The 26909-nt window shown below is 49.6% G+C and carries 46 protein-coding genes; 39 read left to right on the top strand and 7 right to left on the bottom strand.

All coding sequences use genetic code 11. The annotated features are described in order from the left end of the window. Positions 1 to 167: IS1 family transposase (locus tag K0778_RS21230; RefSeq protein ID WP_047664789.1), on the bottom strand; the 167-nt coding region annotated here is incomplete at its 3' end. Positions 168 to 300: 133 nt separating this feature from the next. Here K0778_RS21230 and gspA point away from each other — a divergent pair. From gspA to arfA, 33 genes are all read left to right on the top strand, one after another. Further along, entirely contained in the window at positions 301 to 1770 is a 1470-nt protein-coding gene (gspA, locus tag K0778_RS21225) for a type II secretion system protein GspA (RefSeq protein WP_000107576.1), read from the top strand. 1 nt (position 1771) lies between these two features. Beyond that, on the top strand, positions 1772 to 2191 hold the full coding sequence (gene gspB, locus K0778_RS21220; protein WP_000461450.1) for a putative general secretion pathway protein GspB: 420 nt from the start codon (positions 1772 to 1774) through the stop codon (positions 2189 to 2191). 237 nt (positions 2192 to 2428) lie between these two features. Then, positions 2429 to 2740 (top strand): 30S ribosomal protein S10, encoded by a 312-nt coding sequence (rpsJ, locus tag K0778_RS21215; RefSeq protein ID WP_001181004.1) that lies wholly within the window; start codon positions 2429 to 2431, stop codon positions 2738 to 2740. A 32-nt stretch (positions 2741 to 2772) separates the two neighbouring features. Next, the gene (rplC, locus tag K0778_RS21210; protein WP_000579833.1) at positions 2773 to 3402 is read left to right on the top strand and encodes a 50S ribosomal protein L3; all 630 of its coding nucleotides are present in this window, start codon (positions 2773 to 2775) and stop codon (positions 3400 to 3402) included. Positions 3403 to 3412: 10 nt separating this feature from the next. Continuing rightward, positions 3413 to 4018, top strand: a complete 606-nt coding sequence (gene rplD / locus K0778_RS21205; RefSeq protein ID WP_000424395.1) for a 50S ribosomal protein L4 — start codon at positions 3413 to 3415, stop codon at positions 4016 to 4018. Next, positions 4015 to 4317, top strand: a complete 303-nt coding sequence (gene rplW, locus K0778_RS21200; RefSeq protein WP_000617544.1) for a 50S ribosomal protein L23 — start codon at positions 4015 to 4017, stop codon at positions 4315 to 4317. Before rplD ends, rplW begins: the two co-directional genes overlap by 4 nt. 17 nt (positions 4318 to 4334) lie before the next feature. Further along, entirely contained in the window at positions 4335 to 5156 is an 822-nt protein-coding gene (rplB, locus tag K0778_RS21195; RefSeq protein WP_000301864.1) for a 50S ribosomal protein L2, read from the top strand. Between the two features lie 16 nt (positions 5157 to 5172). Then, positions 5173 to 5451: a 30S ribosomal protein S19 gene (rpsS, locus tag K0778_RS21190; protein WP_001138117.1), complete on the top strand. Its 279-nt coding sequence runs from the start codon at positions 5173 to 5175 to the stop codon at positions 5449 to 5451. Between the two features lie 14 nt (positions 5452 to 5465). Then, complete coding sequence (rplV, locus tag K0778_RS21185) at positions 5466 to 5798, top strand: 50S ribosomal protein L22 (RefSeq protein WP_000447529.1); 333 nt, start codon at positions 5466 to 5468, stop codon at positions 5796 to 5798. Between the two features lie 17 nt (positions 5799 to 5815). Next, positions 5816 to 6517, top strand: a complete 702-nt coding sequence (gene rpsC, locus K0778_RS21180; protein WP_000529945.1) for a 30S ribosomal protein S3 — start codon at positions 5816 to 5818, stop codon at positions 6515 to 6517. 12 nt (positions 6518 to 6529) lie between these two features. Next, complete coding sequence (gene rplP, locus K0778_RS21175; RefSeq protein ID WP_000941212.1) at positions 6530 to 6940, top strand: 50S ribosomal protein L16; 411 nt, start codon at positions 6530 to 6532, stop codon at positions 6938 to 6940. Next, positions 6940 to 7131, top strand: coding sequence for a 50S ribosomal protein L29 (rpmC, locus tag K0778_RS21170; RefSeq protein WP_000644741.1), 192 nt, complete (start codon positions 6940 to 6942; stop codon positions 7129 to 7131). The genes rplP and rpmC overlap by 1 nt, the downstream gene beginning before the upstream one ends. Next, positions 7131 to 7385: a 30S ribosomal protein S17 gene (gene rpsQ / locus K0778_RS21165; RefSeq protein WP_000130100.1), complete on the top strand. Its 255-nt coding sequence runs from the start codon at positions 7131 to 7133 to the stop codon at positions 7383 to 7385. Before rpmC ends, rpsQ begins: the two co-directional genes overlap by 1 nt. Before the next feature lie 164 nt (positions 7386 to 7549). Beyond that, positions 7550 to 7921, top strand: a complete 372-nt coding sequence (rplN, locus tag K0778_RS21160) for a 50S ribosomal protein L14 (protein WP_000613955.1) — start codon at positions 7550 to 7552, stop codon at positions 7919 to 7921. A 10-nt stretch (positions 7922 to 7931) separates the two neighbouring features. Beyond that, the gene (gene rplX / locus K0778_RS21155) at positions 7932 to 8246 is read left to right on the top strand and encodes a 50S ribosomal protein L24 (RefSeq protein WP_000729185.1); all 315 of its coding nucleotides are present in this window, start codon (positions 7932 to 7934) and stop codon (positions 8244 to 8246) included. 14 nt (positions 8247 to 8260) lie between these two features. Then, on the top strand, positions 8261 to 8800 hold the full coding sequence (gene rplE / locus K0778_RS21150; protein ID WP_001096200.1) for a 50S ribosomal protein L5: 540 nt from the start codon (positions 8261 to 8263) through the stop codon (positions 8798 to 8800). Positions 8801 to 8814: 14 nt separating this feature from the next. Beyond that, on the top strand, positions 8815 to 9120 hold the full coding sequence (rpsN, locus tag K0778_RS21145) for a 30S ribosomal protein S14 (protein ID WP_001118930.1): 306 nt from the start codon (positions 8815 to 8817) through the stop codon (positions 9118 to 9120). 33 nt (positions 9121 to 9153) lie between these two features. Further along, entirely contained in the window at positions 9154 to 9546 is a 393-nt protein-coding gene (rpsH, locus tag K0778_RS21140; protein ID WP_000062611.1) for a 30S ribosomal protein S8, read from the top strand. Between the two features lie 12 nt (positions 9547 to 9558). Next, positions 9559 to 10092, top strand: a complete 534-nt coding sequence (gene rplF, locus K0778_RS21135; protein WP_000091945.1) for a 50S ribosomal protein L6 — start codon at positions 9559 to 9561, stop codon at positions 10090 to 10092. Positions 10093 to 10101: 9 nt separating this feature from the next. Beyond that, on the top strand, positions 10102 to 10455 hold the full coding sequence (gene rplR / locus K0778_RS21130) for a 50S ribosomal protein L18 (RefSeq protein WP_000358960.1): 354 nt from the start codon (positions 10102 to 10104) through the stop codon (positions 10453 to 10455). 14 nt (positions 10456 to 10469) lie between these two features. Continuing rightward, positions 10470 to 10973: a 30S ribosomal protein S5 gene (rpsE, locus tag K0778_RS21125; RefSeq protein WP_000940121.1), complete on the top strand. Its 504-nt coding sequence runs from the start codon at positions 10470 to 10472 to the stop codon at positions 10971 to 10973. Positions 10974 to 10976: 3 nt separating this feature from the next. Next, entirely contained in the window at positions 10977 to 11156 is a 180-nt protein-coding gene (gene rpmD / locus K0778_RS21120) for a 50S ribosomal protein L30 (RefSeq protein ID WP_001140433.1), read from the top strand. Positions 11157 to 11159: 3 nt separating this feature from the next. Beyond that, positions 11160 to 11594 carry a 50S ribosomal protein L15 gene (rplO, locus tag K0778_RS21115; RefSeq protein ID WP_001238914.1) on the top strand — a complete coding sequence of 145 codons (435 nt, stop codon included), beginning with the start codon at positions 11160 to 11162 and terminating at the stop codon, positions 11592 to 11594. Between the two features lie 7 nt (positions 11595 to 11601). Then, entirely contained in the window at positions 11602 to 12933 is a 1332-nt protein-coding gene (gene secY / locus K0778_RS21110) for a preprotein translocase subunit SecY (protein WP_063084479.1), read from the top strand. 31 nt (positions 12934 to 12964) lie between these two features. Next, the gene (gene rpmJ, locus K0778_RS21105) at positions 12965 to 13081 is read left to right on the top strand and encodes a 50S ribosomal protein L36 (protein ID WP_000868187.1); all 117 of its coding nucleotides are present in this window, start codon (positions 12965 to 12967) and stop codon (positions 13079 to 13081) included. 146 nt (positions 13082 to 13227) lie between these two features. Beyond that, the gene (gene rpsM, locus K0778_RS21100; protein ID WP_000090775.1) at positions 13228 to 13584 is read left to right on the top strand and encodes a 30S ribosomal protein S13; all 357 of its coding nucleotides are present in this window, start codon (positions 13228 to 13230) and stop codon (positions 13582 to 13584) included. A 16-nt stretch (positions 13585 to 13600) separates the two neighbouring features. After that, positions 13601 to 13990, top strand: coding sequence for a 30S ribosomal protein S11 (gene rpsK, locus K0778_RS21095; protein ID WP_001029684.1), 390 nt, complete (start codon positions 13601 to 13603; stop codon positions 13988 to 13990). A gap of 33 nt (positions 13991 to 14023) precedes the next feature. Further along, on the top strand, positions 14024 to 14644 hold the full coding sequence (gene rpsD / locus K0778_RS21090) for a 30S ribosomal protein S4 (protein ID WP_000135224.1): 621 nt from the start codon (positions 14024 to 14026) through the stop codon (positions 14642 to 14644). Positions 14645 to 14669: 25 nt separating this feature from the next. Continuing rightward, positions 14670 to 15659 carry a DNA-directed RNA polymerase subunit alpha gene (locus tag K0778_RS21085; RefSeq protein WP_001162094.1) on the top strand — a complete coding sequence of 330 codons (990 nt, stop codon included), beginning with the start codon at positions 14670 to 14672 and terminating at the stop codon, positions 15657 to 15659. Between the two features lie 40 nt (positions 15660 to 15699). Continuing rightward, complete coding sequence (rplQ, locus tag K0778_RS21080) at positions 15700 to 16083, top strand: 50S ribosomal protein L17 (protein ID WP_001216368.1); 384 nt, start codon at positions 15700 to 15702, stop codon at positions 16081 to 16083. A gap of 106 nt (positions 16084 to 16189) precedes the next feature. Then, on the top strand, positions 16190 to 16558 hold the full coding sequence (locus K0778_RS21075; RefSeq protein WP_000266486.1) for a DUF1992 domain-containing protein: 369 nt from the start codon (positions 16190 to 16192) through the stop codon (positions 16556 to 16558). Positions 16559 to 16568: 10 nt separating this feature from the next. Beyond that, positions 16569 to 16994 (top strand): Zn(2+)-responsive transcriptional regulator, encoded by a 426-nt coding sequence (gene zntR / locus K0778_RS21070; RefSeq protein WP_000285607.1) that lies wholly within the window; start codon positions 16569 to 16571, stop codon positions 16992 to 16994. 55 nt (positions 16995 to 17049) lie between these two features. Beyond that, a complete protein-coding gene (arfA, locus tag K0778_RS21065; RefSeq protein ID WP_000092696.1) occupies positions 17050 to 17268 on the top strand; it encodes an alternative ribosome-rescue factor ArfA in 219 nt (72 codons plus the stop codon). On the opposite strand, the gene mscL is transcribed toward arfA, so the two are convergent. The 5 genes from mscL to def all read right to left on the bottom strand — a co-directional run bounded on the left by mscL (position 17265) and on the right by def (position 22009). Further along, positions 17265 to 17675 carry a large-conductance mechanosensitive channel protein MscL gene (gene mscL, locus K0778_RS21060; protein ID WP_000022442.1) on the bottom strand — a complete coding sequence of 137 codons (411 nt, stop codon included), beginning with the start codon at positions 17673 to 17675 and terminating at the stop codon, positions 17265 to 17267. The two genes, arfA and mscL, sit on opposite strands and share 4 nt — an antisense overlap. Positions 17676 to 17804: 129 nt before the next feature. Further along, positions 17805 to 19181: a Trk system potassium transporter TrkA gene (gene trkA, locus K0778_RS21055; protein WP_000691382.1), complete on the bottom strand. Its 1377-nt coding sequence runs from the start codon at positions 19179 to 19181 to the stop codon at positions 17805 to 17807. A 21-nt stretch (positions 19182 to 19202) separates the two neighbouring features. Beyond that, positions 19203 to 20492, bottom strand: coding sequence for a 16S rRNA (cytosine(967)-C(5))-methyltransferase RsmB (gene rsmB / locus K0778_RS21050; RefSeq protein WP_000744778.1), 1290 nt, complete (start codon positions 20490 to 20492; stop codon positions 19203 to 19205). Between the two features lie 45 nt (positions 20493 to 20537). Further along, entirely contained in the window at positions 20538 to 21485 is a 948-nt protein-coding gene (fmt, locus tag K0778_RS21045) for a methionyl-tRNA formyltransferase (protein ID WP_001618885.1), read from the bottom strand. A 14-nt stretch (positions 21486 to 21499) separates the two neighbouring features. Beyond that, entirely contained in the window at positions 21500 to 22009 is a 510-nt protein-coding gene (gene def, locus K0778_RS21040) for a peptide deformylase (RefSeq protein ID WP_000114984.1), read from the bottom strand. Between the two features lie 129 nt (positions 22010 to 22138). On the opposite strand from def, the gene dprA reads away from it, so the two are divergent. Genes dprA through K0778_RS21010 form a run of 6 tightly spaced genes read left to right on the top strand, consistent with a single transcriptional unit; the run spans position 22139 to position 25933 of the window. Beyond that, a complete protein-coding gene (gene dprA / locus K0778_RS21035) occupies positions 22139 to 23263 on the top strand; it encodes a DNA-protecting protein DprA (protein ID WP_000228551.1) in 1125 nt (374 codons plus the stop codon). Beyond that, the gene (gene smg / locus K0778_RS21030) at positions 23235 to 23708 is read left to right on the top strand and encodes a DUF494 family protein Smg (protein ID WP_000460680.1); all 474 of its coding nucleotides are present in this window, start codon (positions 23235 to 23237) and stop codon (positions 23706 to 23708) included. The genes dprA and smg overlap by 29 nt, the downstream gene beginning before the upstream one ends. A 28-nt stretch (positions 23709 to 23736) precedes the next feature. After that, a complete protein-coding gene (locus K0778_RS21025) occupies positions 23737 to 24279 on the top strand; it encodes a type I DNA topoisomerase (RefSeq protein WP_001129722.1) in 543 nt (180 codons plus the stop codon). 4 nt (positions 24280 to 24283) lie between these two features. Then, the gene (gene tsaC, locus K0778_RS21020; protein WP_001301412.1) at positions 24284 to 24856 is read left to right on the top strand and encodes an L-threonylcarbamoyladenylate synthase type 1 TsaC; all 573 of its coding nucleotides are present in this window, start codon (positions 24284 to 24286) and stop codon (positions 24854 to 24856) included. Positions 24857 to 24860: 4 nt separating this feature from the next. Further along, entirely contained in the window at positions 24861 to 25679 is an 819-nt protein-coding gene (gene aroE, locus K0778_RS21015) for a shikimate dehydrogenase (protein ID WP_000451243.1), read from the top strand. Beyond that, a complete protein-coding gene (locus K0778_RS21010; RefSeq protein ID WP_001070563.1) occupies positions 25676 to 25933 on the top strand; it encodes a DUF1488 domain-containing protein in 258 nt (85 codons plus the stop codon). The genes aroE and K0778_RS21010 overlap by 4 nt, the downstream gene beginning before the upstream one ends. On the opposite strand, the gene K0778_RS21005 is transcribed toward K0778_RS21010, so the two are convergent. Next, positions 25909 to 26463, bottom strand: a complete 555-nt coding sequence (locus K0778_RS21005; protein ID WP_001286216.1) for a gamma carbonic anhydrase family protein — start codon at positions 26461 to 26463, stop codon at positions 25909 to 25911. The two genes, K0778_RS21010 and K0778_RS21005, sit on opposite strands and share 25 nt — an antisense overlap. Positions 26464 to 26909: the final 446 nt, after the last annotated feature.

Below are 26909 nucleotides of genomic sequence, written 5' to 3'. Positions count from 1 at the left end.
ATTTTCTGGTGCGTACCGGGCTGAGAGGCGGTGTAAGTGAACTGTAGTTGCCATGTTTTACGGCAATGAGAGCAGAGATAGCGCTGATGTCCGGCAGTGCTTTTGCCGTTACGCACCACGCCTTCAGTAGCGGAGCAGGAAGGACATCTGATGGAAATGGAAGCCACGCAAGCACCTTAAAATCACCATCATACACTAAATCAGTAAGTTGGCAGCATTACCAGTAATATGTATTTAATTAATAAATACATACATTATTTTTATGATTAAGGATAATCAATAATTAAAACAGGAAGTTCTATGTCTACGAGAAGAGAAGTTATTCTTTCCTGGTTGTGTGAGAAACGTCAAACCTGGCGTCTATGCTATTTGTTGGGTGAGGCTGGAAGTGGAAAAACCTGGCTGGCGCAGCAACTGCAAAAAGATAAACATCGCCGTGTGATTACTTTAAGCCTCGTTGTTTCCTGGCAAGGTAAGGCCGCATGGATCGTTACCGACGATAACGCGGCTGAACAGGGCTGCCGTGACAGCGCCTGGACGCGAGATGAGATGGCGGGGCAATTACTGCATGCGCTTCATCGAACTGATAGTCGCTGCCCTCTTATTATTATTGAAAATGCTCACCTGAATCACCGCCGCATACTTGATGATCTCCAACGCGCAATATCTCTTATTCCTGACGGTCAATTTTTGCTGATCGGCAGACCCGATCGAAAAGTCGAACGTGATTTTAAAAAACAGGGCATTGAACTTGTCTCGATAGGACGTCTGACGGAGCACGAACTTAAGGCAAGCATCCTTGAAGGTCAGAATATTGACCAACCCGATCTCCTTTTAACCGCCAGAGTTCTGAAACGGATAGCTTTATTATGTCGGGGCGATCGCAGAAAGCTGGCGCTTGCCGGCGAAACAATTCGCTTATTACAGCAAGCCGAGCAGACCAGCGTTTTCACAGCAAAACAATGGCGAATGATTTACCGCATATTGGGTGATAACCGCCCCCGGAAAATGCAGCTTGCCGTGGTGATGAGTGGAACCATTATCGCTCTTACCTGTGGTTGGCTACTGCTGTCCTCTTTTACAGCTACGTTACCCGTTCCTGCGTGGCTGATACCCGTAACGCCAGTAGTTAAACAAGATATGACTAAGGATATTGCTCATGTGGTGATGCGCGATAGTGAGGCGCTAAGCGTGTTATACGGCGTATGGGGGTACGAGGTCCCAGCTGATTCGGCCTGGTGCGATCAGGCAGTAAGAGCGGGGCTGGCATGTAAAAGTGGGAATGCTTCTTTACAAACATTGGTAGATCAGAATTTGCCCTGGATCGCATCGCTTAAAGTCGGGGACAAAAAATTGCCTGTTGTGGTCGTTCGCGTCGGTGAGGCTAGCGTTGATGTCCTCGTAGGTCAGCAAACGTGGACGCTGACACATAAATGGTTTGAGTCGGTATGGACGGGTGATTATCTTCTGTTGTGGAAAATGTCGCCGGAAGGGGAGAGTACCATTACGCGTGATAGCAGCGAGGAAGAGATTCTCTGGCTGGAAACGATGTTAAACCGCGCATTGCATATTTCGACAGAACCTTCGGCGGAGTGGCGTCCCTTGTTGGTAGAAAAAATAAAGCAATTTCAAAAAAGCCACCACTTGAAAACTGACGGTGTTGTTGGCTTTTCAACGTTAGTACATCTCTGGCAGGTGGCAGGGGAGAGTGCCTACTTATATCGGGATGAAGCAAATATTTCCCCGGAAACAACAGTGAAGGGGAAATGACATGTTTGAATTCTATATCGCCGCGCGTGAGCAGAAAGAAACAGGTCACCCTGGTATCTTCTCCCGACAAAAACACAGCACCATAATATATGTAATTTGTTTATTACTGATTTGCCTGTGGTTTGCAGGAATGGTGCTGGTTGGTGGGTATGCCAGGCAGCTATGGGTGCTTTGGATAGTAAAAGCCGAAGTCACTGTAGAGGCTGAAACGCCCGCTTTTAAACAATCAACACAACACTATTTCTTCAAAAAACAGCCACTCCCCGTCGTCGAATCCGTCGAGGAGGAAGATGACCCAGGCGTCGCGGTTGAGAATGCCCCCTCTTCTTCTGAAGACGAAGAAAATACTGTGGAAGAAAGCGAAGAGAAAGCCGGTTTAAGAGAGCGTGTCAAAAATGCACTGAACGAACTTGAGAGATAACCCGAAGGCTGTTTACTTTACTAGCAATACGCTTGCGTTCGGTGGTTAAGTATGTATAATGCGCGGGCTTGTCGTAGTTGACAGCAGGTTCAATCTGAACCTCAGTTAGCCGAATTTGGCTACCTAACAATGCTCCCAATCGGGGAGCTACGTAAGAACGGTTACACTCTCCCATCAATCGTAATGGGTCTGAGGAGTAATCATTTTCGTTTATAAAATAATTGGAGCTCTGGTCTCATGCAGAACCAAAGAATCCGTATCCGCCTGAAAGCGTTTGATCATCGTCTGATCGATCAAGCAACCGCGGAAATCGTCGAGACTGCCAAGCGCACTGGTGCGCAGGTCCGTGGTCCGATCCCGCTGCCGACACGCAAAGAGCGCTTCACTGTTCTGATCTCCCCGCACGTCAACAAAGACGCGCGCGATCAGTACGAAATCCGTACTCACTTGCGTCTGGTTGACATCGTTGAGCCAACCGAGAAAACCGTTGATGCTCTGATGCGTCTGGATCTGGCTGCCGGTGTAGACGTGCAGATCAGCCTGGGTTAATCAGGTCATTGAGCGATTGAGAGGTTGAAACAATGATTGGTTTAGTCGGTAAAAAAGTGGGTATGACCCGTATCTTCACAGAAGACGGCGTTTCTATCCCAGTAACCGTAATCGAAGTTGAAGCAAACCGCGTTACTCAGGTTAAAGACCTGGCTAACGATGGCTACCGTGCTATTCAGGTGACCACCGGTGCTAAAAAAGCTAACCGTGTGACCAAGCCTGAAGCTGGCCACTTCGCTAAAGCTGGCGTAGAAGCTGGCCGTGGTCTGTGGGAATTCCGCCTGGCTGAAGGCGAAGAGTTCACTGTAGGTCAGAGCATTAGCGTTGAACTGTTTGCTGACGTTAAAAAAGTTGACGTAACTGGCACCTCTAAAGGTAAAGGTTTCGCAGGTACCGTTAAGCGCTGGAACTTCCGTACCCAGGACGCTACTCACGGTAACTCCTTGTCTCACCGCGTTCCGGGTTCTATCGGTCAGAACCAGACTCCGGGCAAAGTGTTCAAAGGCAAGAAAATGGCAGGTCAGATGGGTAACGAACGTGTAACCGTTCAGAGCCTTGACGTAGTACGCGTTGACGCTGAGCGCAACCTGCTGCTGGTTAAAGGTGCTGTCCCGGGTGCAACCGGTAGCGACCTGATCGTTAAACCAGCTGTGAAGGCGTAAGGAGATAGCAATGGAATTAGTATTGAAAGACGCGCAGAGCGCGCTGACTGTTTCCGAAACTACCTTCGGTCGTGATTTCAACGAAGCGCTGGTTCACCAGGTTGTTGTTGCTTATGCAGCTGGTGCTCGTCAGGGTACTCGTGCTCAGAAGACTCGTGCTGAAGTAACTGGTTCCGGTAAAAAACCGTGGCGCCAGAAAGGCACCGGCCGTGCGCGTTCTGGTTCTATCAAGAGCCCGATCTGGCGTTCTGGTGGTGTGACCTTTGCTGCTCGTCCGCAGGACCACAGTCAAAAAGTTAACAAGAAGATGTACCGCGGCGCGCTGAAAAGCATCCTGTCCGAACTGGTACGTCAGGATCGTCTGATCGTTGTCGAGAAGTTCTCTGTAGAAGCGCCGAAAACTAAGCTGCTGGCACAGAAACTGAAAGACATGGCTCTGGAAGATGTGCTGATCATCACCGGTGAGCTGGACGAAAACCTGTTCCTGGCTGCGCGCAACCTGCACAAGGTTGACGTACGCGATGCAACTGGTATCGACCCGGTTAGCCTGATCGCCTTCGACAAAGTCGTAATGACTGCTGATGCTGTTAAGCAAGTTGAGGAGATGCTGGCATGATTCGTGAAGAACGTCTGCTGAAGGTGCTGCGTGCACCGCACGTTTCTGAAAAAGCGTCTACTGCGATGGAAAAATCCAACACCATCGTACTCAAAGTTGCTAAAGACGCGACCAAAGCAGAAATCAAAGCTGCTGTGCAGAAACTGTTTGAAGTCGAAGTCGAAGTCGTTAACACCCTGGTAGTTAAAGGGAAAGTTAAACGTCACGGACAGCGTATCGGTCGTCGTAGCGACTGGAAAAAAGCTTACGTCACCCTGAAAGAAGGCCAGAATCTGGACTTCGTTGGCGGCGCTGAGTAAGTCGGAGGAGTAATACAATGGCAGTTGTTAAATGTAAACCGACATCTCCGGGTCGTCGCCACGTAGTTAAAGTGGTTAACCCTGAGCTGCACAAGGGCAAACCTTTTGCTCCGTTGCTGGAAAAAAACAGCAAATCCGGTGGTCGTAACAACAATGGCCGTATCACCACTCGTCATATCGGTGGTGGCCACAAGCAGGCTTACCGTATTGTTGACTTCAAACGCAACAAAGACGGTATCCCGGCAGTTGTTGAACGTCTTGAGTACGATCCGAACCGTTCCGCGAACATCGCGCTGGTTCTGTACAAAGACGGTGAACGCCGTTACATCCTGGCCCCTAAAGGCCTGAAAGCTGGCGACCAGATTCAGTCTGGCGTTGATGCTGCAATCAAACCAGGTAACACCCTGCCGATGCGCAACATCCCGGTTGGTTCTACTGTTCATAACGTAGAAATGAAACCAGGTAAAGGCGGTCAGCTGGCACGTTCCGCTGGTACTTACGTTCAGATCGTTGCTCGTGATGGTGCTTATGTCACCCTGCGTCTGCGTTCTGGTGAAATGCGTAAAGTAGAAGCAGACTGCCGTGCAACTCTGGGCGAAGTTGGCAATGCTGAGCATATGCTGCGCGTTCTGGGTAAAGCAGGTGCTGCACGCTGGCGTGGTGTTCGTCCGACCGTTCGCGGTACCGCGATGAACCCGGTAGACCACCCACATGGTGGTGGTGAAGGTCGTAACTTTGGTAAGCACCCGGTAACTCCGTGGGGCGTTCAGACCAAAGGTAAGAAGACCCGCAGCAACAAGCGTACTGATAAATTCATCGTACGTCGCCGTAGCAAATAATTTTAGAGGATAAGCCATGCCACGTTCTCTCAAGAAAGGTCCTTTTATTGACCTGCACTTGCTGAAGAAGGTAGAGAAAGCGGTGGAAAGCGGAGACAAGAAGCCCCTGCGCACTTGGTCCCGTCGTTCAACGATCTTTCCTAACATGATCGGTTTGACCATCGCTGTCCATAATGGTCGTCAGCACGTTCCGGTATTTGTAACCGACGAAATGGTTGGTCACAAACTGGGTGAATTCGCACCGACTCGTACTTATCGCGGCCACGCTGCTGATAAAAAAGCGAAGAAGAAATAAGGTAGGAGGAAGAGATGGAAACTATCGCTAAACATCGCCATGCTCGTTCTTCTGCTCAGAAGGTTCGCCTTGTTGCTGACCTGATTCGCGGTAAGAAAGTGTCGCAGGCTCTGGATATTTTGACCTACACCAACAAGAAAGCGGCTGTACTGGTCAAGAAAGTTCTGGAATCTGCCATTGCTAACGCTGAACACAACGATGGCGCTGACATTGACGATCTGAAAGTTACGAAAATTTTCGTAGACGAAGGCCCGAGCATGAAGCGCATTATGCCGCGTGCAAAAGGTCGTGCAGATCGCATCCTGAAGCGCACCAGCCACATCACTGTGGTTGTGTCCGATCGCTGAGACTCTGGAGACTAGCAATGGGTCAGAAAGTACATCCTAATGGTATTCGCCTGGGTATTGTAAAACCATGGAACTCTACCTGGTTTGCGAACACCAAAGAATTCGCTGACAACCTGGACAGCGATTTTAAAGTACGTCAGTACCTGACTAAGGAACTGGCTAAAGCGTCCGTATCTCGTATCGTTATCGAGCGTCCGGCTAAGAGCATCCGTGTAACCATTCACACTGCTCGCCCGGGTATCGTTATCGGTAAAAAAGGTGAAGACGTAGAAAAACTGCGTAAGGTCGTAGCGGACATCGCTGGCGTTCCTGCACAGATCAACATCGCCGAAGTTCGTAAGCCTGAACTGGACGCAAAACTGGTTGCTGACAGCATCACTTCTCAGCTGGAACGTCGCGTTATGTTCCGTCGTGCTATGAAGCGTGCTGTACAGAACGCAATGCGTCTGGGCGCTAAAGGTATTAAAGTTGAAGTTAGCGGCCGTCTGGGCGGCGCGGAAATCGCACGTACCGAATGGTACCGCGAAGGTCGCGTACCGCTGCACACTCTGCGTGCTGACATCGACTACAACACCTCTGAAGCGCACACCACTTACGGTGTAATCGGCGTTAAAGTGTGGATCTTCAAAGGCGAGATCCTGGGTGGTATGGCTGCTGTTGAACAACCGGAAAAACCGGCTGCTCAGCCTAAAAAGCAGCAGCGTAAAGGCCGTAAATAAGGAGCGTCGCTGATGTTACAACCAAAGCGTACAAAATTCCGTAAAATGCACAAAGGCCGTAACCGCGGTCTGGCGCAGGGTACGGATGTTAGCTTCGGCAGCTTCGGTCTGAAAGCTGTTGGCCGTGGTCGTCTGACTGCCCGTCAGATCGAAGCAGCACGTCGTGCTATGACCCGTGCAGTTAAGCGTCAAGGTAAGATCTGGATCCGTGTGTTCCCGGACAAACCGATCACTGAAAAGCCGCTGGCAGTGCGTATGGGTAAAGGTAAAGGTAACGTGGAGTATTGGGTTGCCTTGATTCAGCCGGGTAAAGTCCTGTATGAAATGGACGGTGTTCCGGAAGAGCTGGCCCGTGAAGCATTCAAGCTGGCAGCAGCGAAACTGCCGATTAAAACCACCTTTGTAACTAAGACGGTGATGTAATGAAAGCAAAAGAGCTGCGTGAGAAGAGCGTTGAAGAGCTGAACACCGAGCTGCTGAACCTGCTGCGTGAGCAGTTCAACCTGCGTATGCAGGCTGCAAGTGGCCAGCTGCAACAGTCTCACCTGTTGAAGCAAGTGCGTCGCGATGTCGCACGCGTTAAGACTTTACTGAACGAGAAGGCGGGTGCGTAATGACCGATAAAATCCGTACTCTGCAAGGTCGCGTTGTTAGCGACAAAATGGAGAAATCCATTGTTGTTGCTATCGAACGTTTTGTGAAACACCCGATCTACGGTAAATTCATCAAGCGTACGACCAAACTGCACGTACATGACGAGAACAACGAATGCGGTATCGGTGACGTGGTTGAAATCCGCGAATGCCGTCCGCTGTCCAAGACTAAATCCTGGACGCTGGTTCGCGTTGTAGAGAAAGCGGTTCTGTAATACAGTACACTCTCTCAATACGAATAAACGGCTCAGAAATGAGCCGTTTATTTTTTCTACCCATATCCTTGAAGCGGTGTTATAATGCCGCGCCCTCGATATGGGGATTTTTAACGACCTGATTTTCGGGTCTCAGTAGTAGTTGACATTAGCGGAGCACTAAAATGATCCAAGAACAGACTATGCTGAACGTCGCCGACAACTCCGGTGCACGTCGCGTAATGTGTATCAAGGTTCTGGGTGGCTCGCACCGTCGCTACGCAGGCGTAGGCGACATCATCAAGATCACCATCAAAGAAGCAATTCCGCGTGGTAAGGTCAAAAAAGGTGATGTGCTGAAGGCGGTAGTGGTGCGCACCAAGAAGGGTGTTCGTCGCCCGGACGGTTCTGTCATTCGCTTCGATGGTAATGCTTGTGTTCTTCTGAACAACAACAGCGAGCAGCCTATCGGTACGCGTATTTTTGGGCCGGTAACTCGTGAGCTTCGTAGTGAGAAGTTCATGAAAATTATCTCTCTGGCACCAGAAGTACTCTAAGGAGCGAATCATGGCAGCGAAAATCCGTCGTGATGACGAAGTTATCGTGTTAACCGGTAAAGATAAAGGTAAACGCGGTAAAGTTAAGAATGTCCTGTCTTCCGGCAAGGTCATTGTTGAAGGTATCAACCTGGTTAAGAAACATCAGAAGCCGGTTCCGGCCCTGAACCAACCGGGTGGCATCGTTGAAAAAGAAGCCGCTATTCAGGTTTCCAACGTAGCAATCTTCAATGCGGCAACCGGCAAGGCTGACCGTGTAGGCTTTAGATTCGAAGACGGTAAAAAAGTCCGTTTCTTCAAGTCTAACAGCGAAACTATCAAGTAATTTGGAGTAGTACGATGGCGAAACTGCATGATTACTACAAAGACGAAGTAGTTAAAAAACTCATGACTGAGTTTAACTACAATTCTGTCATGCAAGTCCCTCGGGTCGAGAAGATCACCCTGAACATGGGTGTTGGTGAAGCGATCGCTGACAAAAAACTGCTGGATAACGCAGCAGCAGACCTGGCAGCAATCTCCGGTCAAAAACCGCTGATCACCAAAGCACGCAAATCTGTTGCAGGCTTCAAAATCCGTCAGGGCTATCCGATCGGCTGTAAAGTAACTCTGCGTGGCGAACGCATGTGGGAGTTCTTTGAGCGCCTGATCACTATTGCTGTACCTCGTATCCGTGACTTCCGTGGCCTGTCCGCTAAGTCTTTCGACGGTCGTGGTAACTACAGCATGGGTGTCCGTGAGCAGATCATCTTCCCAGAAATCGACTACGATAAAGTCGACCGCGTTCGTGGTTTGGATATTACCATTACCACTACTGCGAAATCTGACGAAGAAGGCCGCGCTCTGCTGGCTGCCTTTGACTTCCCGTTCCGCAAGTAAGGTAGGGTTACTAAATGGCTAAGCAATCAATGAAAGCACGCGAAGTAAAACGCGTAGCTTTAGCTGATAAATACTTCGCGAAACGCGCTGAACTGAAAGCGATCATCTCTGATGTGAACGCTTCCGACGAAGATCGTTGGAACGCTGTTCTCAAGCTGCAGACTCTGCCGCGTGATTCCAGCCCGTCTCGTCAGCGTAACCGCTGCCGTCAAACAGGTCGTCCGCATGGTTTCCTGCGGAAGTTCGGGTTGAGCCGTATTAAGGTCCGTGAAGCCGCTATGCGCGGTGAAATCCCGGGTCTGAAAAAGGCTAGCTGGTAATTGTCACCAATTGAATCACGGGAGTAAAGACAGATGAGCATGCAAGATCCGATCGCGGATATGCTGACCCGTATCCGTAACGGTCAGGCCGCGAACAAAGCTGCGGTCACCATGCCTTCCTCCAAGCTGAAAGTGGCAATCGCCAACGTGCTGAAGGAAGAAGGTTTTATTGAAGATTTTAAAGTTGAAGGCGACACCAAGCCTGAACTGGAACTTACTCTGAAGTATTTCCAGGGCAAAGCTGTTGTAGAAAGCATTCAGCGTGTCAGCCGCCCAGGTCTGCGCATCTATAAACGTAAAGATGAGCTGCCGAAAGTTATGGCGGGTCTGGGTATCGCAGTTGTTTCTACCTCTAAAGGTGTTATGACTGATCGTGCAGCGCGCCAGGCTGGTCTTGGTGGCGAAATTATCTGCTACGTAGCCTAATCGGAGGAAAAAATGTCTCGTGTTGCTAAAGCACCGGTCGTTGTTCCTGCCGGCGTTGACGTAAAAATCAACGGTCAGGTTATTACGATCAAAGGTAAAAACGGCGAGCTGACTCGTACTCTCAACGATGCTGTTGAAGTTAAACATGCAGATAATACCCTGACCTTCGGTCCGCGTGATGGTTACGCAGACGGTTGGGCACAGGCTGGTACCGCGCGTGCCCTGCTGAACTCAATGGTTATCGGTGTTACCGAAGGCTTCACTAAGAAGCTGCAGCTGGTTGGTGTAGGTTACCGTGCAGCGGTTAAAGGCAATGTGATTAACCTGTCTCTGGGTTTCTCTCATCCTGTTGACCATCAGCTGCCTGCGGGTATCACTGCTGAATGTCCGACTCAGACTGAAATCGTGCTGAAAGGCGCTGATAAGCAGGTGATCGGCCAGGTTGCAGCGGATCTGCGCGCCTACCGTCGTCCTGAGCCTTATAAAGGCAAGGGTGTTCGTTACGCCGACGAAGTCGTGCGTACCAAAGAGGCTAAGAAGAAGTAAGGTAACACTATGGATAAGAAATCTGCTCGTATCCGTCGTGCGACCCGCGCACGCCGCAAGCTCCAGGAGCTGGGCGCAACTCGCCTGGTGGTACATCGTACCCCGCGTCACATTTACGCACAGGTAATTGCACCGAACGGTTCTGAAGTTCTGGTAGCTGCTTCTACTGTAGAAAAAGCTATCGCTGAACAACTGAAGTACACCGGTAACAAAGACGCGGCTGCAGCTGTGGGTAAAGCTGTCGCTGAACGCGCTCTGGAAAAAGGCATCAAAGATGTATCCTTTGACCGTTCCGGGTTCCAATATCATGGTCGTGTCCAGGCACTGGCAGATGCTGCCCGTGAAGCTGGCCTTCAGTTCTAAGGTAGAGGTGTAAGATGGCTCACATCGAAAAACAAGCTGGCGAACTGCAGGAAAAGCTGATCGCGGTAAACCGCGTATCTAAAACCGTTAAAGGTGGTCGTATTTTCTCCTTCACAGCTCTGACTGTAGTTGGCGATGGTAACGGTCGCGTTGGTTTTGGTTACGGTAAAGCGCGTGAAGTTCCAGCAGCGATCCAGAAAGCGATGGAAAAAGCCCGTCGCAATATGATTAACGTCGCGCTGAATAACGGCACTCTGCAACACCCTGTTAAAGGTGTTCACACGGGTTCTCGCGTATTCATGCAGCCGGCTTCCGAAGGTACCGGTATCATCGCCGGTGGTGCAATGCGCGCCGTTCTGGAAGTCGCTGGGGTTCATAACGTTCTGGCTAAAGCCTATGGTTCCACCAACCCGATCAACGTGGTTCGTGCAACTATTGATGGCCTGGAAAATATGAATTCTCCAGAAATGGTCGCTGCCAAGCGTGGTAAATCCGTTGAAGAAATTCTGGGGAAATAAACCATGGCAAAGACTATTAAAATTACTCAAACCCGCAGTGCAATCGGTCGTCTGCCGAAACACAAGGCAACGCTGCTTGGCCTGGGTCTGCGTCGTATTGGTCACACCGTAGAGCGCGAGGATACTCCTGCTATTCGCGGTATGATCAACGCGGTTTCCTTCATGGTTAAAGTTGAGGAGTAAGAGATGCGTTTAAATACTCTGTCTCCGGCCGAAGGCTCCAAAAAGGCGGGTAAACGCCTGGGTCGTGGTATCGGTTCTGGCCTCGGTAAAACCGGTGGTCGTGGTCACAAAGGTCAGAAGTCTCGTTCTGGCGGTGGCGTACGTCGCGGTTTCGAGGGTGGTCAGATGCCTCTGTACCGTCGTCTGCCGAAATTCGGCTTCACTTCTCGTAAAGCAGCGATTACAGCCGAAATTCGTCTGTCTGACCTGGCTAAAGTAGAAGGCGGTGTAGTAGACCTGAACACGCTGAAAGCGGCTAACATTATCGGTATCCAGATCGAGTTCGCGAAAGTGATCCTGGCTGGCGAAGTAACGACTCCGGTAACTGTTCGTGGCCTGCGTGTTACTAAAGGCGCTCGTGCTGCTATCGAAGCTGCTGGCGGTAAAATCGAGGAATAAGTAGCAGATGGCTAAACAACCGGGATTAGATTTTCAAAGTGCCAAAGGTGGCTTAGGCGAGCTGAAACGCAGACTGCTGTTTGTTATCGGTGCGCTGATTGTGTTCCGTATTGGCTCTTTTATTCCGATCCCTGGTATTGATGCCGCTGTACTTGCCAAACTGCTTGAGCAACAGCGAGGCACCATCATTGAGATGTTTAACATGTTCTCTGGTGGTGCTCTCAGCCGTGCTTCTATCTTTGCTCTGGGGATCATGCCGTATATTTCGGCGTCGATCATTATCCAGCTGCTGACGGTGGTTCACCCAACGTTGGCAGAAATTAAGAAAGAAGGGGAGTCTGGTCGTCGTAAGATCAGCCAGTACACCCGCTACGGTACTCTGGTGCTGGCAATATTCCAGTCGATCGGTATTGCTACCGGTCTGCCGAATATGCCTGGTATGCAAGGCCTGGTGATTAACCCGGGCTTTGCATTCTACTTCACCGCTGTTGTAAGTCTGGTCACAGGAACCATGTTCCTGATGTGGTTGGGCGAACAGATTACTGAACGAGGTATCGGCAACGGTATTTCAATCATTATCTTCGCCGGTATTGTCGCGGGACTCCCGCCAGCCATTGCCCATACTATCGAGCAAACGCGTCAAGGCGACCTGCACTTCCTCGTGTTGCTGTTGGTTGCAGTATTAGTATTTGCAGTGACGTTCTTTGTTGTATTTGTTGAGCGTGGTCAACGCCGCATTGTGGTAAACTACGCGAAACGTCAGCAAGGTCGTCGTGTCTATGCTGCACAGAGCACACATTTACCGCTGAAAGTGAATATGGCGGGGGTAATCCCGGCAATCTTCGCTTCCAGTATTATTCTGTTCCCGGCGACCATCGCGTCATGGTTCGGGGGCGGTACTGGTTGGAACTGGCTGACAACAATTTCGCTGTATTTGCAGCCTGGGCAACCGCTTTATGTGTTACTCTATGCGTCTGCAATCATCTTCTTCTGTTTCTTCTACACGGCGTTGGTTTTCAACCCGCGTGAAACAGCAGATAACCTGAAGAAGTCCGGTGCATTTGTACCAGGAATTCGTCCGGGAGAGCAAACGGCGAAGTATATCGATAAAGTAATGACCCGCCTGACCCTGGTTGGTGCGCTGTATATTACCTTTATCTGCCTGATCCCGGAGTTCATGCGTGATGCAATGAAAGTACCGTTCTACTTCGGTGGGACCTCACTGCTTATCGTTGTTGTCGTGATTATGGACTTTATGGCTCAAGTGCAAACTCTGATGATGTCCAGTCAGTATGAGTCTGCATTGAAGAAGGCGAACCTGAAAGGCTACGGCCGATAATTGGTCGCCCGAGAAGTTACGGAGAGTAAAAATGAAAGTTCGTGCTTCCGTCAAGAAATTATGCCGTAACTGCAAAATCGTTAAGCGTGATGGTGTCATCCGTGTGATTTGCAGTGCCGAGCCGAAGCATAAACAGCGCCAAGGCTGATTTTTTCGCATATTTTTCTTGCAAAGTTGGGTTGAGCTGGCTAGATTAGCCAGCCAATCTTTTGTATGTCTGTGCGTTTCCATTTGAGTATCCTGAAAACGGGCTTTTCAGCATGGAACGTACATATTAAATAGTAGGAGTGCATAGTGGCCCGTATAGCAGGCATTAACATTCCTGATCATAAGCATGCCGTAATCGCATTAACTTCGATTTATGGCGTCGGCAAGACCCGTTCTAAAGCCATCCTGGCTGCAGCGGGTATCGCTGAAGATGTTAAGATCAGTGAGCTGTCTGAAGGACAAATCGACACGCTGCGTGACGAAGTTGCCAAATTTGTCGTTGAAGGTGATCTGCGCCGTGAAATCAGCATGAGCATCAAGCGCCTGATGGATCTTGGTTGCTATCGCGGTTTGCGTCATCGTCGTGGTCTCCCGGTTCGCGGTCAGCGTACCAAGACCAACGCACGTACCCGTAAGGGTCCGCGCAAACCGATCAAGAAATAATCGGGGTGATTGAATAATGGCAAAGGCACCAATTCGTGCACGTAAACGTGTAAGAAAACAAGTCTCTGACGGCGTGGCTCATATCCATGCTTCTTTCAACAACACCATCGTGACTATCACTGATCGTCAGGGTAACGCGTTGGGTTGGGCAACAGCCGGTGGTTCCGGTTTCCGTGGTTCTCGCAAATCCACTCCGTTTGCAGCTCAGGTTGCAGCAGAGCGTTGCGCTGACGCCGTGAAAGAATACGGCATCAAGAATCTGGAAGTTATGGTTAAAGGTCCGGGTCCAGGCCGCGAATCTACTATTCGTGCTCTGAACGCCGCAGGTTTCCGCATCACTAACATTACTGATGTGACTCCGATCCCTCATAACGGTTGTCGTCCGCCGAAAAAACGTCGCGTATAACGCCTCGTTTTCCAGGTTTGTTGGAGAAAGAAAATGGCAAGATATTTGGGTCCTAAGCTCAAGCTGAGCCGTCGTGAGGGCACCGACTTATTCCTTAAGTCTGGCGTTCGCGCGATCGATACCAAGTGTAAAATTGAACAAGCTCCTGGCCAGCACGGTGCGCGTAAACCGCGTCTGTCTGACTATGGTGTGCAGTTGCGTGAAAAGCAAAAAGTTCGCCGTATCTATGGTGTGCTGGAGCGTCAGTTCCGTAACTACTACAAAGAAGCAGCACGTCTGAAAGGCAACACCGGTGAAAACCTGTTGGCTCTGCTGGAAGGTCGTCTGGACAACGTTGTATACCGTATGGGCTTCGGTGCCACTCGTGCAGAAGCACGTCAGCTGGTTAGCCATAAAGCAATTATGGTAAACGGTCGTGTTGTTAACATCGCTTCTTATCAGGTTAGTCCGAATGACGTTGTAAGCATTCGTGAGAAAGCGAAGAAGCAGTCTCGCGTGAAAGCCGCTCTGGAGCTGGCTGAGCAGCGTGAAAAGCCAACCTGGCTGGAAGTTGATGCTGGCAAGATGGAAGGTACGTTTAAGCGTAAGCCGGAGCGTTCTGATCTGTCTGCGGACATTAACGAACACCTGATCGTCGAGCTTTACTCCAAGTAAAGCTTAGTACCAAAGAGAGGACACAATGCAGGGTTCTGTGACAGAGTTTCTAAAACCGCGCCTGGTTGATATCGAGCAAGTGAGTTCGACGCACGCCAAGGTGACCCTTGAGCCTTTAGAGCGTGGCTTTGGCCATACTCTGGGTAACGCACTGCGCCGTATTCTGCTCTCATCGATGCCGGGTTGCGCGGTGACCGAGGTTGAGATTGATGGTGTACTACATGAGTACAGCACCAAAGAAGGCGTTCAGGAAGATATCCTGGAAATCCTGCTCAACCTGAAAGGGCTGGCGGTGAGAGTTCAGGGCAAAGATGAAGTTATTCTTACCTTGAATAAATCTGGCATTGGCCCTGTGACTGCAGCCGATATCACCCACGACGGTGATGTCGAAATCGTCAAGCCGCAGCACGTGATCTGCCACCTGACCGATGAGAACGCGTCTATTAGCATGCGTATCAAAGTTCAGCGCGGTCGTGGTTATGTGCCGGCTTCTACCCGAATTCATTCGGAAGAAGATGAGCGCCCAATCGGCCGTCTGCTGGTCGACGCATGCTACAGCCCTGTGGAGCGTATTGCCTACAATGTTGAAGCAGCGCGTGTAGAACAGCGTACCGACCTGGACAAGCTGGTCATCGAAATGGAAACCAACGGCACAATCGATCCTGAAGAGGCGATTCGTCGTGCGGCAACCATTCTGGCTGAACAACTGGAAGCTTTCGTTGACTTACGTGATGTACGTCAGCCTGAAGTGAAAGAAGAGAAACCAGAGTTCGATCCGATCCTGCTGCGCCCTGTTGACGATCTGGAATTGACTGTCCGCTCTGCTAACTGCCTTAAAGCAGAAGCTATCCACTATATCGGTGATCTGGTACAGCGTACCGAGGTTGAGCTCCTTAAAACGCCTAACCTTGGTAAAAAATCTCTTACTGAGATTAAAGACGTGCTGGCTTCCCGTGGACTGTCTCTGGGCATGCGCCTGGAAAACTGGCCACCGGCAAGCATCGCTGACGAGTAACCGGATCACAGGTTAAGGTTTTACTGAGAAGGATAAGGTCATGCGCCATCGTAAGAGTGGTCGTCAACTGAACCGCAACAGCAGCCATCGCCAGGCTATGTTCCGCAATATGGCAGGTTCACTGGTTCGTCATGAAATCATCAAGACGACTCTGCCTAAAGCGAAAGAGCTGCGCCGCGTAGTTGAGCCGCTGATTACTCTTGCCAAGACTGATAGCGTTGCTAATCGTCGTCTGGCATTCGCCCGTACTCGTGATAACGAGATCGTGGCAAAACTGTTTAACGAACTGGGCCCGCGTTTCGCGAGCCGTGCCGGTGGTTACACTCGTATTCTGAAGTGTGGCTTCCGTGCAGGCGACAACGCGCCGATGGCTTACATCGAGCTGGTTGATCGTTCAGAGAAAGCAGAAGCTGCTGCAGAGTAATCTGAAGCAACGTAAAAAAACCCGCCCCGGCGGGTTTTTTTATACCCGTAGTATCCCCACTTATCTACAATAGCTGTACTCTTTTTGTTCATCCCCTGGAGTATTTATGTGGTTACTTGACCAGTGGGCAGAGCGCCATATAGCAGAAGCGCAAGCGAAAGGTGAGTTTGATAACCTGGCAGGTAGCGGCGAACCATTGATACTGGATGATGATTCTCACGTGCCACCGGAATTACGTGCGGGGTATCGCTTGCTGAAGAATGCCGGTTGCTTACCGCCAGAACTTGAGCAACGGAGAGAAGCAATTCAGCTTCTGGATATTCTCAAAGGTATCCGTCACGATGATCCGCAATATCAAGAGGTTAGCCGTCGATTGTCATTACTGGAATTGAAGCTGCGACAAGCTGGATTGAGTACCGATTTTTTACGCGGCGATTATGCTGACAAGTTGTTGGACAAAATCAACGATAACTAGTGGAGTATGTATGTATCGCATTGGTGAGCTGGCAAAAATGGCGGAAGTAACACCCGACACGATTCGTTATTACGAAAAACAGCAGATGATGGAGCATGAAGTGCGTACTGAAGGTGGGTTTCGCCTATATACCGAAAGCGATCTCCAGCGATTGAAATTTATCCGCCATGCCAGACAACTAGGTTTCAGTCTGGAGTCGATCCGCGAGTTGCTGTCGATCCGCATCGATCCTGAACACCATACCTGTCAGGAGTCAAAAGGCATTGTGCAGGAAAGATTGCAGGAAGTCGAAGCACGGATAGCCGAGTTGCAGAGTATGCAGCGTTCCTTGCAACGCCTTAACGATGCCTGTTGTGGGACTGCTCATAGCAGTGTTTATTGTTCGATTCTTGAAGCTCTTGAACAAGGGGCGAGTGGCGTTAAGAGTGGTTGTTGATTTTTTGCACTGGCAGGATTACACTCGCGCCGTTAAATAACCAACTGGAGTTTTTATGAGTCGATATCAGCATACTAAAGGGCAGATAAAGGATAATGCGATAGAAGCATTACTACATGATCCCTTATTCCGACAGCGCGTAGAGAAAAATAAGAAGGGGAAAGGCAGTTACATGCGAAAAGGAAAACATGGCAATCGGGGGAACTGGGAGGCCAGTGGCAAGAAAGTAAATCACTTTTTTACCACTGGTCTTCTGCTTTCAGGCGCTTGTTAAGAGCGGTTATTCTGCTCTTTCAGCAAATCACGAATTTCTGTCAGTAATACTTCTTCTTTAGTTGGTGCAGGTGCGGCTGCTGGTTCTTCTTTTTTCCGATTCAGTTTGTTGATTAGCTTAATCGCCATAAAGATGGCAAAGGCCACAATCAGAAAATCAAAGACGTTTTGAATGAAGACACCGTAATGCATCACAACAGCAGGGATATCCCCCTGCGCATCGCGTAGCGTGACAGCAAACTGTTTAAAATCGATCCCGCCAATTAATAAGCCCAGAGGAGGCATGATGATATCGGCAACCAGTGAAGAGACAATCTTCCCGAATGCCGCACCGATAATGACACCCACCGCCAAATCCACCACGTTCCCGCGCATCGCAAATTCGCGAAATTCTTTAATAATGCTCATGTTATTCTCCCTATGAAGCCGACAACCATAAGTCTAACAAATGTTAAGCCATTTTCCTGCCAGGAATGAATTTAATTAATCCTTGATAATCAAAGGGAAATAATAAGGCGTCATTAGACGCCTTATTAATTACAAGAAGAAAGGGCTTGGCTGGAAGAGTCTTTCGACGTCGGTAATAAACTTTTTATCTGTGAGGAACATAATTACGTGATCGCCTTGCTCAATGCGCAGATTGTCATTGGCAATCATCACGTCGTTTCCACGTACCACCGCTCCAATAATCGTTCCTGGCGGTAGCTTGATTTCGTCAATGACTCTGCCGACAACGCGTGAGGTGCTTTCATCACCGTGAGCAACGGCTTCAATAGCTTCTGCTACGCCGCGGCGCAATGAGGAAACACCAACAATATCTGCTTTTCGCACATGGCTAAGCAACGCAGAAATAGTTGCTTGTTGTGGTGAAATCGCAATATCGATAACGCTCCCCTGAACCAGATCCACATAAGCGCGACGCTGGATCAATACCATCACCTTTTTCGCACCCATACGTTTGGCAAGCATGGCGGACATGATATTGGCCTCGTCATCGTTGGTGACGGCAATAAACAGATCAACTTGATCGATATGTTCTTCGGCCAGTAGTTCTTGATCCGACGCATCACCAAAAAAGACGATCGTATTCTGTAACTTTTCCGCCAGTTCGGCAGCGCGCTGCTGATTACGTTCGATGAGTTTAACGCTGTAATCTTTTTCCAGACGACGCGCCAGCCCTGCACCGATATTACCGCCACCAACCAGCATGATCCGCTTATACGGTTTTTCCAGTCGCTGTAATTCACTCATCACCGCGCGGATATGCTGTGAAGCGGCAATAAAGAACACTTCATCACCAGCTTCAACAATGGTCGAACCTTGCGGACGAATGGGGCGATCGTGGCGGAAAATTGCTGCCACACGAGTATCGATATGTGGCATATGTTCGCGCATGGTCGAAAGTGCATTACCAATCAGCGGGCCGCCATAATAGGCTTTAACCACAGCCAGGCTGACTTTACCCTCAGCGAAGTTCACCACCTGCAATGCGCCGGGATACTCAATCAGTCGGTAAATATTATCGATAACCAACTGCTCTGGTGCGATCAGATGATCAATCGGCACAGCATCTGAATGAAATAGCTTATCGGCATCGCGCACGTAGTCTGGTGAGCGGATACGAGCGATGCGATTAGGGGTGTTGAAAAGTGAGTAGGCTACCTGGCAGGCAACCATATTGGTTTCATCTGAACTGGTTACAGCAACCAGCATATCGGCGTCGTCGGCACCTGCCTCCCGCAATACGCGTGGATGAGAGCCATGCCCCTGCACGACCCGCAGGTCAAATTTATCCTGTAAGGTCCGCAGACGCTCACCGTTGGTATCGACAACAGTAATATCGTTGTTCTCGCCAACCAGGTTTTCCGCCAGTGTGCCGCCAACCTGGCCGGCACCCAGAATGATAATTTTCATCAGTCGCGACCCGTTATCTCATCACTTTTTGATTAGCTTAGCGTAAAAGAAGCCGTCGCCCTCTTCGGCACCAGGTAGATTTTGTTTACCCGGTTGCTCTGGTGTTCCTGTTTCGCAAAGTTCGGCATCAGCGGTACGTTGCAAAAAGGCTTTAATCTGCAGGCTATTCTCTTCCGGTAACACCGAACAGGTGGCATAGACCAGAGTTCCACCGGTTTTTAAATGCGGCCAAATGGCGTCGAGAATTTCAGACTGCAATTGCGCGAGTTCCGGGATATCGCGATCGCGACGTAACCATTTAATATCTGGATGGCGACGAATCACACCGGTTGCTGAACAAGGCGCATCTAATAAAATGCGATCAAACTGTTGCTCGCCACACCATTGAGAAGGGTAACGGCCATCACCTTGTTTCACGGTCGCCTTCATACCAAGGCGTTTTAAATTGTCGTAAACCCGAGAGAGGCGCTGTTCGTCGATATCAACCGCAACAACCTGCGCTTCTGGTGCCACCTCAAGGATATGCGTTGTTTTACCGCCGGGGGCGGCACAAAGATCCAAAATGTGTTCACCGTTTTGTGGCGCAAGCCAGGTCATGCAACCTTGTGCTGATGCATCCTGAACGGTAACCCATCCGTCTTCAAAACCAGGTAGCGCATGAACAGGTGCAGGTGTTTCCAGACGTACAGCATCAGGGTAATCCGCATGCGGGAAACCTTTCATTCCTGCTTCATCCAGCAATGCAAGCCAGCTGTCGCGGGAATGATGCGTACGATTAATACGCAGCCACATTGGCGGACGCTGGTTATTGGCTTCGACGATGGATTGCCACTGCTCTGGATACGCTTTTTGCAGACGCTTCAGCAACCAGGAAGGATGCAGATAACGTGCATCACTGGCATTAAACTCGGCTAATAACTCTTCTTGCTGACGCTGGAACTGGCGTAATACACCGTTTATCAACCCTTTAAGTTGCGGACGCTTAATTGCGATAGCGCCTTCAACCGTTTCAGCCAGCGCAGCATGAGGTGGAATGCGGGTATAAAGCAGTTGATACAAACCAACCATAATCAGGTAATGCACGGTCCGCTGTTTGCCGGTCATCGGACGGGCCATTAACTTATTAATCAGCCAGTCTAACTGCGAAAGCGTACGCAGTACGCCAAAGCACAACTCTTGAAGAAGTGCTTTGTCTTTATCGGAAACTTTTTGCTGGAGCGGTGGCAGAATGTTGCTTAATGATTGCCCTTGCTCGACGACTTGTTCAACGGCCTGGGCCGCCATGCTACGTAAATTACGTTGTTTTTTCATAAGTATAAAAACGCCCGGCAAGACCGGGCTTAGAAGAGTGGACTATCAGACCAGACGGTTGCCCGGAACAAACCATTCCCGACGAGAGTTCAGGAGGTCTTGCGCGCTCATCGCTTTCTTACCCGCAGGTTGTAACGAGAGCAGGTTCAGGATGCCATCACCAGTCGCAACCTGAATGCCTTGTTTGTTGGCTTCAAGGATCGTTCCTGGTGCAGCGTTGGTTGCCGTATCAATGACCGATGCTTTCCAGACTTTAACCGGCTGTCCTTCAATTTCCAGCCAGCTCATTGGCCATGGATTGAAAGCGCGAATGCAGCGTTCAAGCTGTGCTGCCGAAAGTGACCAGTCAATACGCGCTTCTTCTTTACTCAACTTCTCGGCGTAAGTGACAAGAGTTTCGTCCTGAACTTCTGGTTTCGCCGTGCCGTCTGCCAGTTGTTTCAACGTGGTGATAAGCCCTTGTGGGCCAAGCTCTGCCAGCTTGTCGTACAGCGTACCACTGGTATCTTCTGCAGTAATCGGGCAGGAGAGCTTATAGAGCATATCACCGGTGTCTAAACCGACATCCATTTGCATAATGGTCACACCAGTTTCTGCATCACCCGCCCATAGTGAGCGTTGGATTGGTGCAGCACCGCGCCAGCGTGGCAGCAGTGAACCATGAACGTTGATACAGCCAAGACGCGGCATCTCCAGCACTGCTTTCGGCAGAATTAAACCATAGGCGACGACGACCATAACATCAGCCTGCAGTTCGGCGACCAGTTGCTGGTTTTCTTGTGGATGCAGGGAAACAGGTTGAAAAACGGGCAGACCTTTTTCCTCAGCCAGAACTTTAACCGGGCTGGGCATCAGTTTTTTACCGCGTCCTGCCGGTCGGTCTGGCTGGGTGAACACGCCAACGACGTTATGACCAGAAGACAACAGCGCGTCGAGATGACGCGCTGCAAAGTCAGGTGTACCCGCAAAAATAATACGTAGTGATTCTGACACGTTAGTTCTTATCCTTAAGCCCGGGCTTTCAGACGATCCAGTTTTTCAACTTTCTGACGAATACGTTGTTGTTTCAGCGGTGACAGATAATCCATAAACAGTTTGCCGACCAGGTGATCCATCTCATGCTGAATACAGATGGCTAACAGACCGTCTGCTTCCAGTTCAAATGGTTTACCGTCGCGGTCAAGGGCGCGAATTTTAACTTTCTCTGCGCGCGGCACTAAAGCACGTTGTTCAGGGATCGACAGGCAACCTTCTTCAATGCCTGTTTCGCCGCTTTTTTCTAAAAGCTCTGGATTGATTAACACTAGCCGTTCGTCACGGTTTTCCGAAACATCAATAACAATGATACGTTGATGGATATCAACCTGGGTTGCCGCCAGGCCAATACCTTCTTCTGCGTACATCGTCTCGAACATATCATCGACGATACGCTGAATTTCTGCATTCACTTCTTCTACCGGTTTAGCAACTTTGCGAAGCCGCTCGTCCGGAATATGTAACACTTGCAAAACTGACATAAATCTCCAGAGATGTGTTCAGGAGTTAGAAAGATTATTTCTTCTATTCTAGACAAATCCCCCTCTGATTGACAGCATCACTGACCAATCGCAAAGATTGCTAAGGCTGCTTATGGCAGGGAGATAAGGATGGTCGATACAGAAATTTGGCTGCGTTTAATGAGTATCAGCAGCTTGTACGGCGATGATATGGTCCGTATCGCTCACTGGGTGGCAAAACAGTCGCATATTGATGCGGTTGTATTGCAGCAAACAGGGCTTACATTGCGGCAGGCACAACGCTTTCTTTCATTTCCACGAAAGAGTATCGAAAGCTCACTTTGTTGGTTGGAGCAACCCAACCATCATTTAATTCCTGCGGACAGCGAATTTTATCCTCCTCAACTTCTGGCGACGACAGATTACCCCGGCGCACTGTTTGTTGAAGGAGAACTGCACGCGCTGCATTCATTTCAGCTTGCCGTAGTGGGGAGTCGGGCGCATTCATGGTATGGCGAGCGATGGGGACGATTATTTTGCGAAACTCTGGCGACGCGTGGAGTGACAATTACGAGTGGACTGGCGCGTGGAATCGATGGTGTAGCGCATAAAGCAGCCTTACAGGTAAATGGCGTCAGCATTGCTGTATTGGGGAATGGACTTAATACCATTCATCCCCGCCGTCATGCCCGACTGGCTGCCAGTCTGCTTGAACAGGGGGGCGCTCTCGTCTCGGAATTTCCCCTCGATGTTCCACCCCTTGCTTACAATTTCCCACGAAGAAATCGCATTATCAGTGGTCTAAGTAAAGGTGTACTGGTGGTGGAAGCGGCTTTGCGTAGTGGTTCGCTGGTGACAGCACGTTGTGCGCTTGAGCAGGGGCGAGAAGTTTTTGCCTTGCCAGGTCCAATAGGGAATCCGGGAAGCGAAGGGCCTCACTGGTTAATAAAACAAGGTGCGATTCTTGTGACGGAACCGGAAGAAATTCTGGAAAACTTGCAATTTGGATTGCACTGGTTGCCAGACGCCCCTGAAAATTCATTTTATTCACCAGATCAGCAAGACGTGGCATTGCCATTTCCTGAGCTCCTGGCTAACGTAGGAGATGAGGTAACACCTGTTGACGTCGTCGCTGAACGTGCCGGCCAACCTGTGCCAGAGGTAGTTACTCAACTACTCGAACTGGAGTTAGCAGGATGGATCGCAGCTGTACCCGGCGGCTATGTCCGATTGAGGAGGGCATGCCATGTTCGACGTACTAATGTATTTGTTTGAAACCTATATTCACACAGAAGCTGAGTTGCGTGTGGATCAAGACAAACTTGAACAGGATCTTACCGACGCAGGTTTTGAGCGAGAAGATATCTACAATGCCCTGCTATGGCTGGAAAAACTTGCTGATTATCAGGAAGGGTTGGCAGAACCGATGCAACTGGCCTCGGATCCTCTCTCCATGCGTATTTATACACCGGAAGAGTGTGAACGATTGGATGCCAGCTGCCGTGGGTTTCTGCTTTTCCTTGAGCAGATTCAGGTGCTCAACCTTGAAACTCGTGAAATGGTGATAGAGCGAGTGCTCGCGCTGGATAACGCAGAGTTCGAACTGGATGATCTGAAATGGGTGATCCTGATGGTGTTGTTCAATATTCCGGGCTGCGAAAATGCGTACCAGCAAATGGAAGAATTACTCTTTGAAGTGAATGAAGGTATGCTGCATTAATCATTTCTTTAATTCAGCATAAGTTGTTATGGCGAAATCAGCACTGTTCACGGTGCGTAATAATGAGTCCTGCCCAAAGTGCGGGGCTGAACTGGTTATTCGATCCGGGAAACACGGTCCGTTTCTTGGATGCTCACAGTATCCGGCGTGTGACTACGTCCGTCCTCTGAAATCTTCAGCGGATGGACATATCGTCAAAGTTCTGGAGGGGCAGGTTTGCCCTGCATGTGGCGCAAATCTGGTATTACGCCAGGGACGCTTTGGTATGTTTATTGGTTGCATTAACTACCCTGAATGCGAACATACCGAACTTATCGATAAACCGGACGAAACAGCAATTACATGCCCCCAATGTCGGACGGGCCATCTGGTCCAGCGCCGCTCCCGTTATGGCAAAACATTTCACTCTTGTGATCGCTACCCGGAGTGTCAATTTGCCATTAACTTCAAACCCATAGCTGGAGAATGCCCTGAGTGTCATTATCCGCTACTCATCGAAAAGAAAACCGCGCAGGGTGTAAAACACTTTTGTGCCAGTAAACAATGTGGAAAGCCGGTTTCGGCGGAATAATAACGTGAATAATAACCTGCAAAGAGACGCTATCGCAGCTGCGATAGATGTTCTCAATGAAGAACGTGTCATCGCCTATCCAACGGAAGCCGTTTTCGGTGTTGGGTGCGATCCTGATAGCGAAACAGCAGTGATGCGACTGTTGGAGTTAAAACAGCGTCCGGTTGATAAGGGGCTGATTTTAATCGCAGCAAATTACGAGCAGCTTAAACCCTATATTGATGACACCATGTTGACTGACGTGCAGCGTGAAACCATTTTTTCCCGCTGGCCAGGTCCTGTCACCTTTGTCTTTCCCGCGCCTGCGACAACACCGCGCTGGTTGACGGGCCGCTTTGATTCGCTTGCTGTACGAGTCACCGACCATCCGTTGGTGGTTGCTTTGTGCCAGGCTTATGGTAAACCGCTGGTTTCTACCAGTGCCAACTTGAGTGGATTGCCACCTTGTCGAACAGTAGACGAAGTTCGCGCACAATTTGGCGCGGCGTTCCCGGTTGTGCCTGGTGAAACGGGGGGGCGTTTAAATCCTTCAGAAATCCGCGATGCCCTGACGGGTGAACTGTTTCGACAGGGGTAACATAATGGAAACCTATGCTGTTTTTGGTAATCCGATAGCCCACAGCAAATCGCCATTCATTCATCAGCAATTTGCTCAGCAACTGAATATTGAACATCCCTATGGGCGCGTGTTGGCACCCATCAATGATTTCATCAACACACTGAACGCTTTCTTTAGTGCTGGTGGTAAAGGTGCGAATGTGACGGTGCCTTTTAAAGAAGAGGCTTTTGCCAGAGCGGATGAGCTTACTGAACGGGCAGCGTTGGCTGGTGCTGTTAATACCCTCATGCGGTTAGAAGATGGACGCCTGCTGGGTGACAATACCGATGGTGTAGGCTTGTTAAGCGATCTGGAACGTCTGTCTTTTATCCGCCCTGGTTTACGTATTCTGCTTATCGGCGCTGGTGGAGCATCTCGCGGCGTACTACTGCCACTCCTTTCCCTGGACTGTGCGGTGACAATAACTAATCGGACGGTATCCCGCGCGGAAGAGTTGGCTAAATTGTTTGCGCACACTGGCAGTATTCAGGCGTTGAGTATGGACGAACTGGAAGGTCATGAGTTTGATCTCATTATTAATGCAACATCCAGTGGCATCAGTGGTGATATTCCGGCGATCCCGTCATCGCTCATTCATCCAGGCATTTATTGCTATGACATGTTCTATCAGAAAGGAAAAACTCCTTTTCTGGCATGGTGTGAGCAGCGAGGCTCAAAGCGTAATGCTGATGGTTTAGGAATGCTGGTGGCACAGGCGGCTCATGCCTTTCTTCTCTGGCACGGTGTTCTGCCTGACGTAGAACCAGTTATAAAGCAATTGCAGGAGGAATTGTCCGCGTGAATCAGGCCATCCAGTTTCCGGACAGGGAAGAGTGGGACGAGAATAAAAAATGTGTATGTTTTCCCGCTCTCGTGAATGGTATGCAACTGACATGCGCGATCTCTGGCGAGAGTCTGGCGTATCGCTTTACTGGAGATACGCCAGAACAGTGGTTAGCGAGTTTTCGTCAGCATCGCTGGGACCTGGAAGAAGAAGCGGAAAACTTAATTCAGGAACAAAGTGAAGATGATCAAGGCTGGGTCTGGTTACCCTGATCCAGATATTCGTCCTTCCATTTCACGTAATTATTCGCGGAATAGCGTAACCCAGCCTTCTCTTCATCACTTAACGGGCGGATCTGTTTGACGGGGCTACCGAGATACAGATATCCGCTCTCCAGCCGTTTATTTTGTGGGACCAGACTACCCGCACCAATCATCACATCATCTTCTACTATTGCGCCATCAAGTAAAATTGAGCCCATCCCAACCAAAACTCGATTGCCAATGGTGCAGCCGTGGAGCATCACCTTGTGACCAACAGTGACATCTTCGCCAATGGTTAATGGGTTGCCATCTGGGTTGTACGAGGATTTATGAGTGACATGCAACATACTGCCATCCTGGATATTGGTGCGTGCTCCGATCTGTACATAATGTACATCTCCACGAATCACAACGAGCGGCCAGATCCCCACATCATCAGCCAGACGAACGTCACCAATCACGACACTGCTATCGTCGATCATTACGCGCTGACCGATTTGTGGAAAAAGATCGCGGTATGGGCGTAAAACATCAGACATACTTACCTCAGCAATAAATGATTTACTAATGACTTTGGGGGCATTATTGGCCTTGTGCAAGTCTTTTAGTATGCAAAAAAGCACCGTTTTGTGTGCGATTGCAGCAAAAAGGGTGAAAAAACAACAAACAGAAAAAAAGATCAAAAAAATACTTGTGCAAAAAATTGGGATCCCTATAATGCGCCTCCGTTGAGACGACAACGTGAAACACTTCACAGGATGGTCGGAACAACGAAGAGAAAAAAATCCTGAAATTCAGGGTTGACTCTGAAAGAGGAAAGCGTAATATACGCCACCTCGCGACAGTGAGCTGAAAGCCGCGTCGCAACTGCTCTTTAACAATTTATCAGACAATCTGTGTGGGCACTCGAAGATACGGATTCTTAACGTCGCAAGACGAAAAATGAATACCAAGTCTCAAGAGTGAACACGTAATTCATTACGAA

This window comes from Escherichia sp. XD33 (genome assembly GCF_019375075.1).
GTDB lineage: Bacteria > Pseudomonadota > Gammaproteobacteria > Enterobacterales > Enterobacteriaceae > Enterobacter > Enterobacter flexneri_A.
Note: the sequence above shows the minus strand (reverse complement) of the source record. Positions and strands in the feature narration are given on the sequence as shown.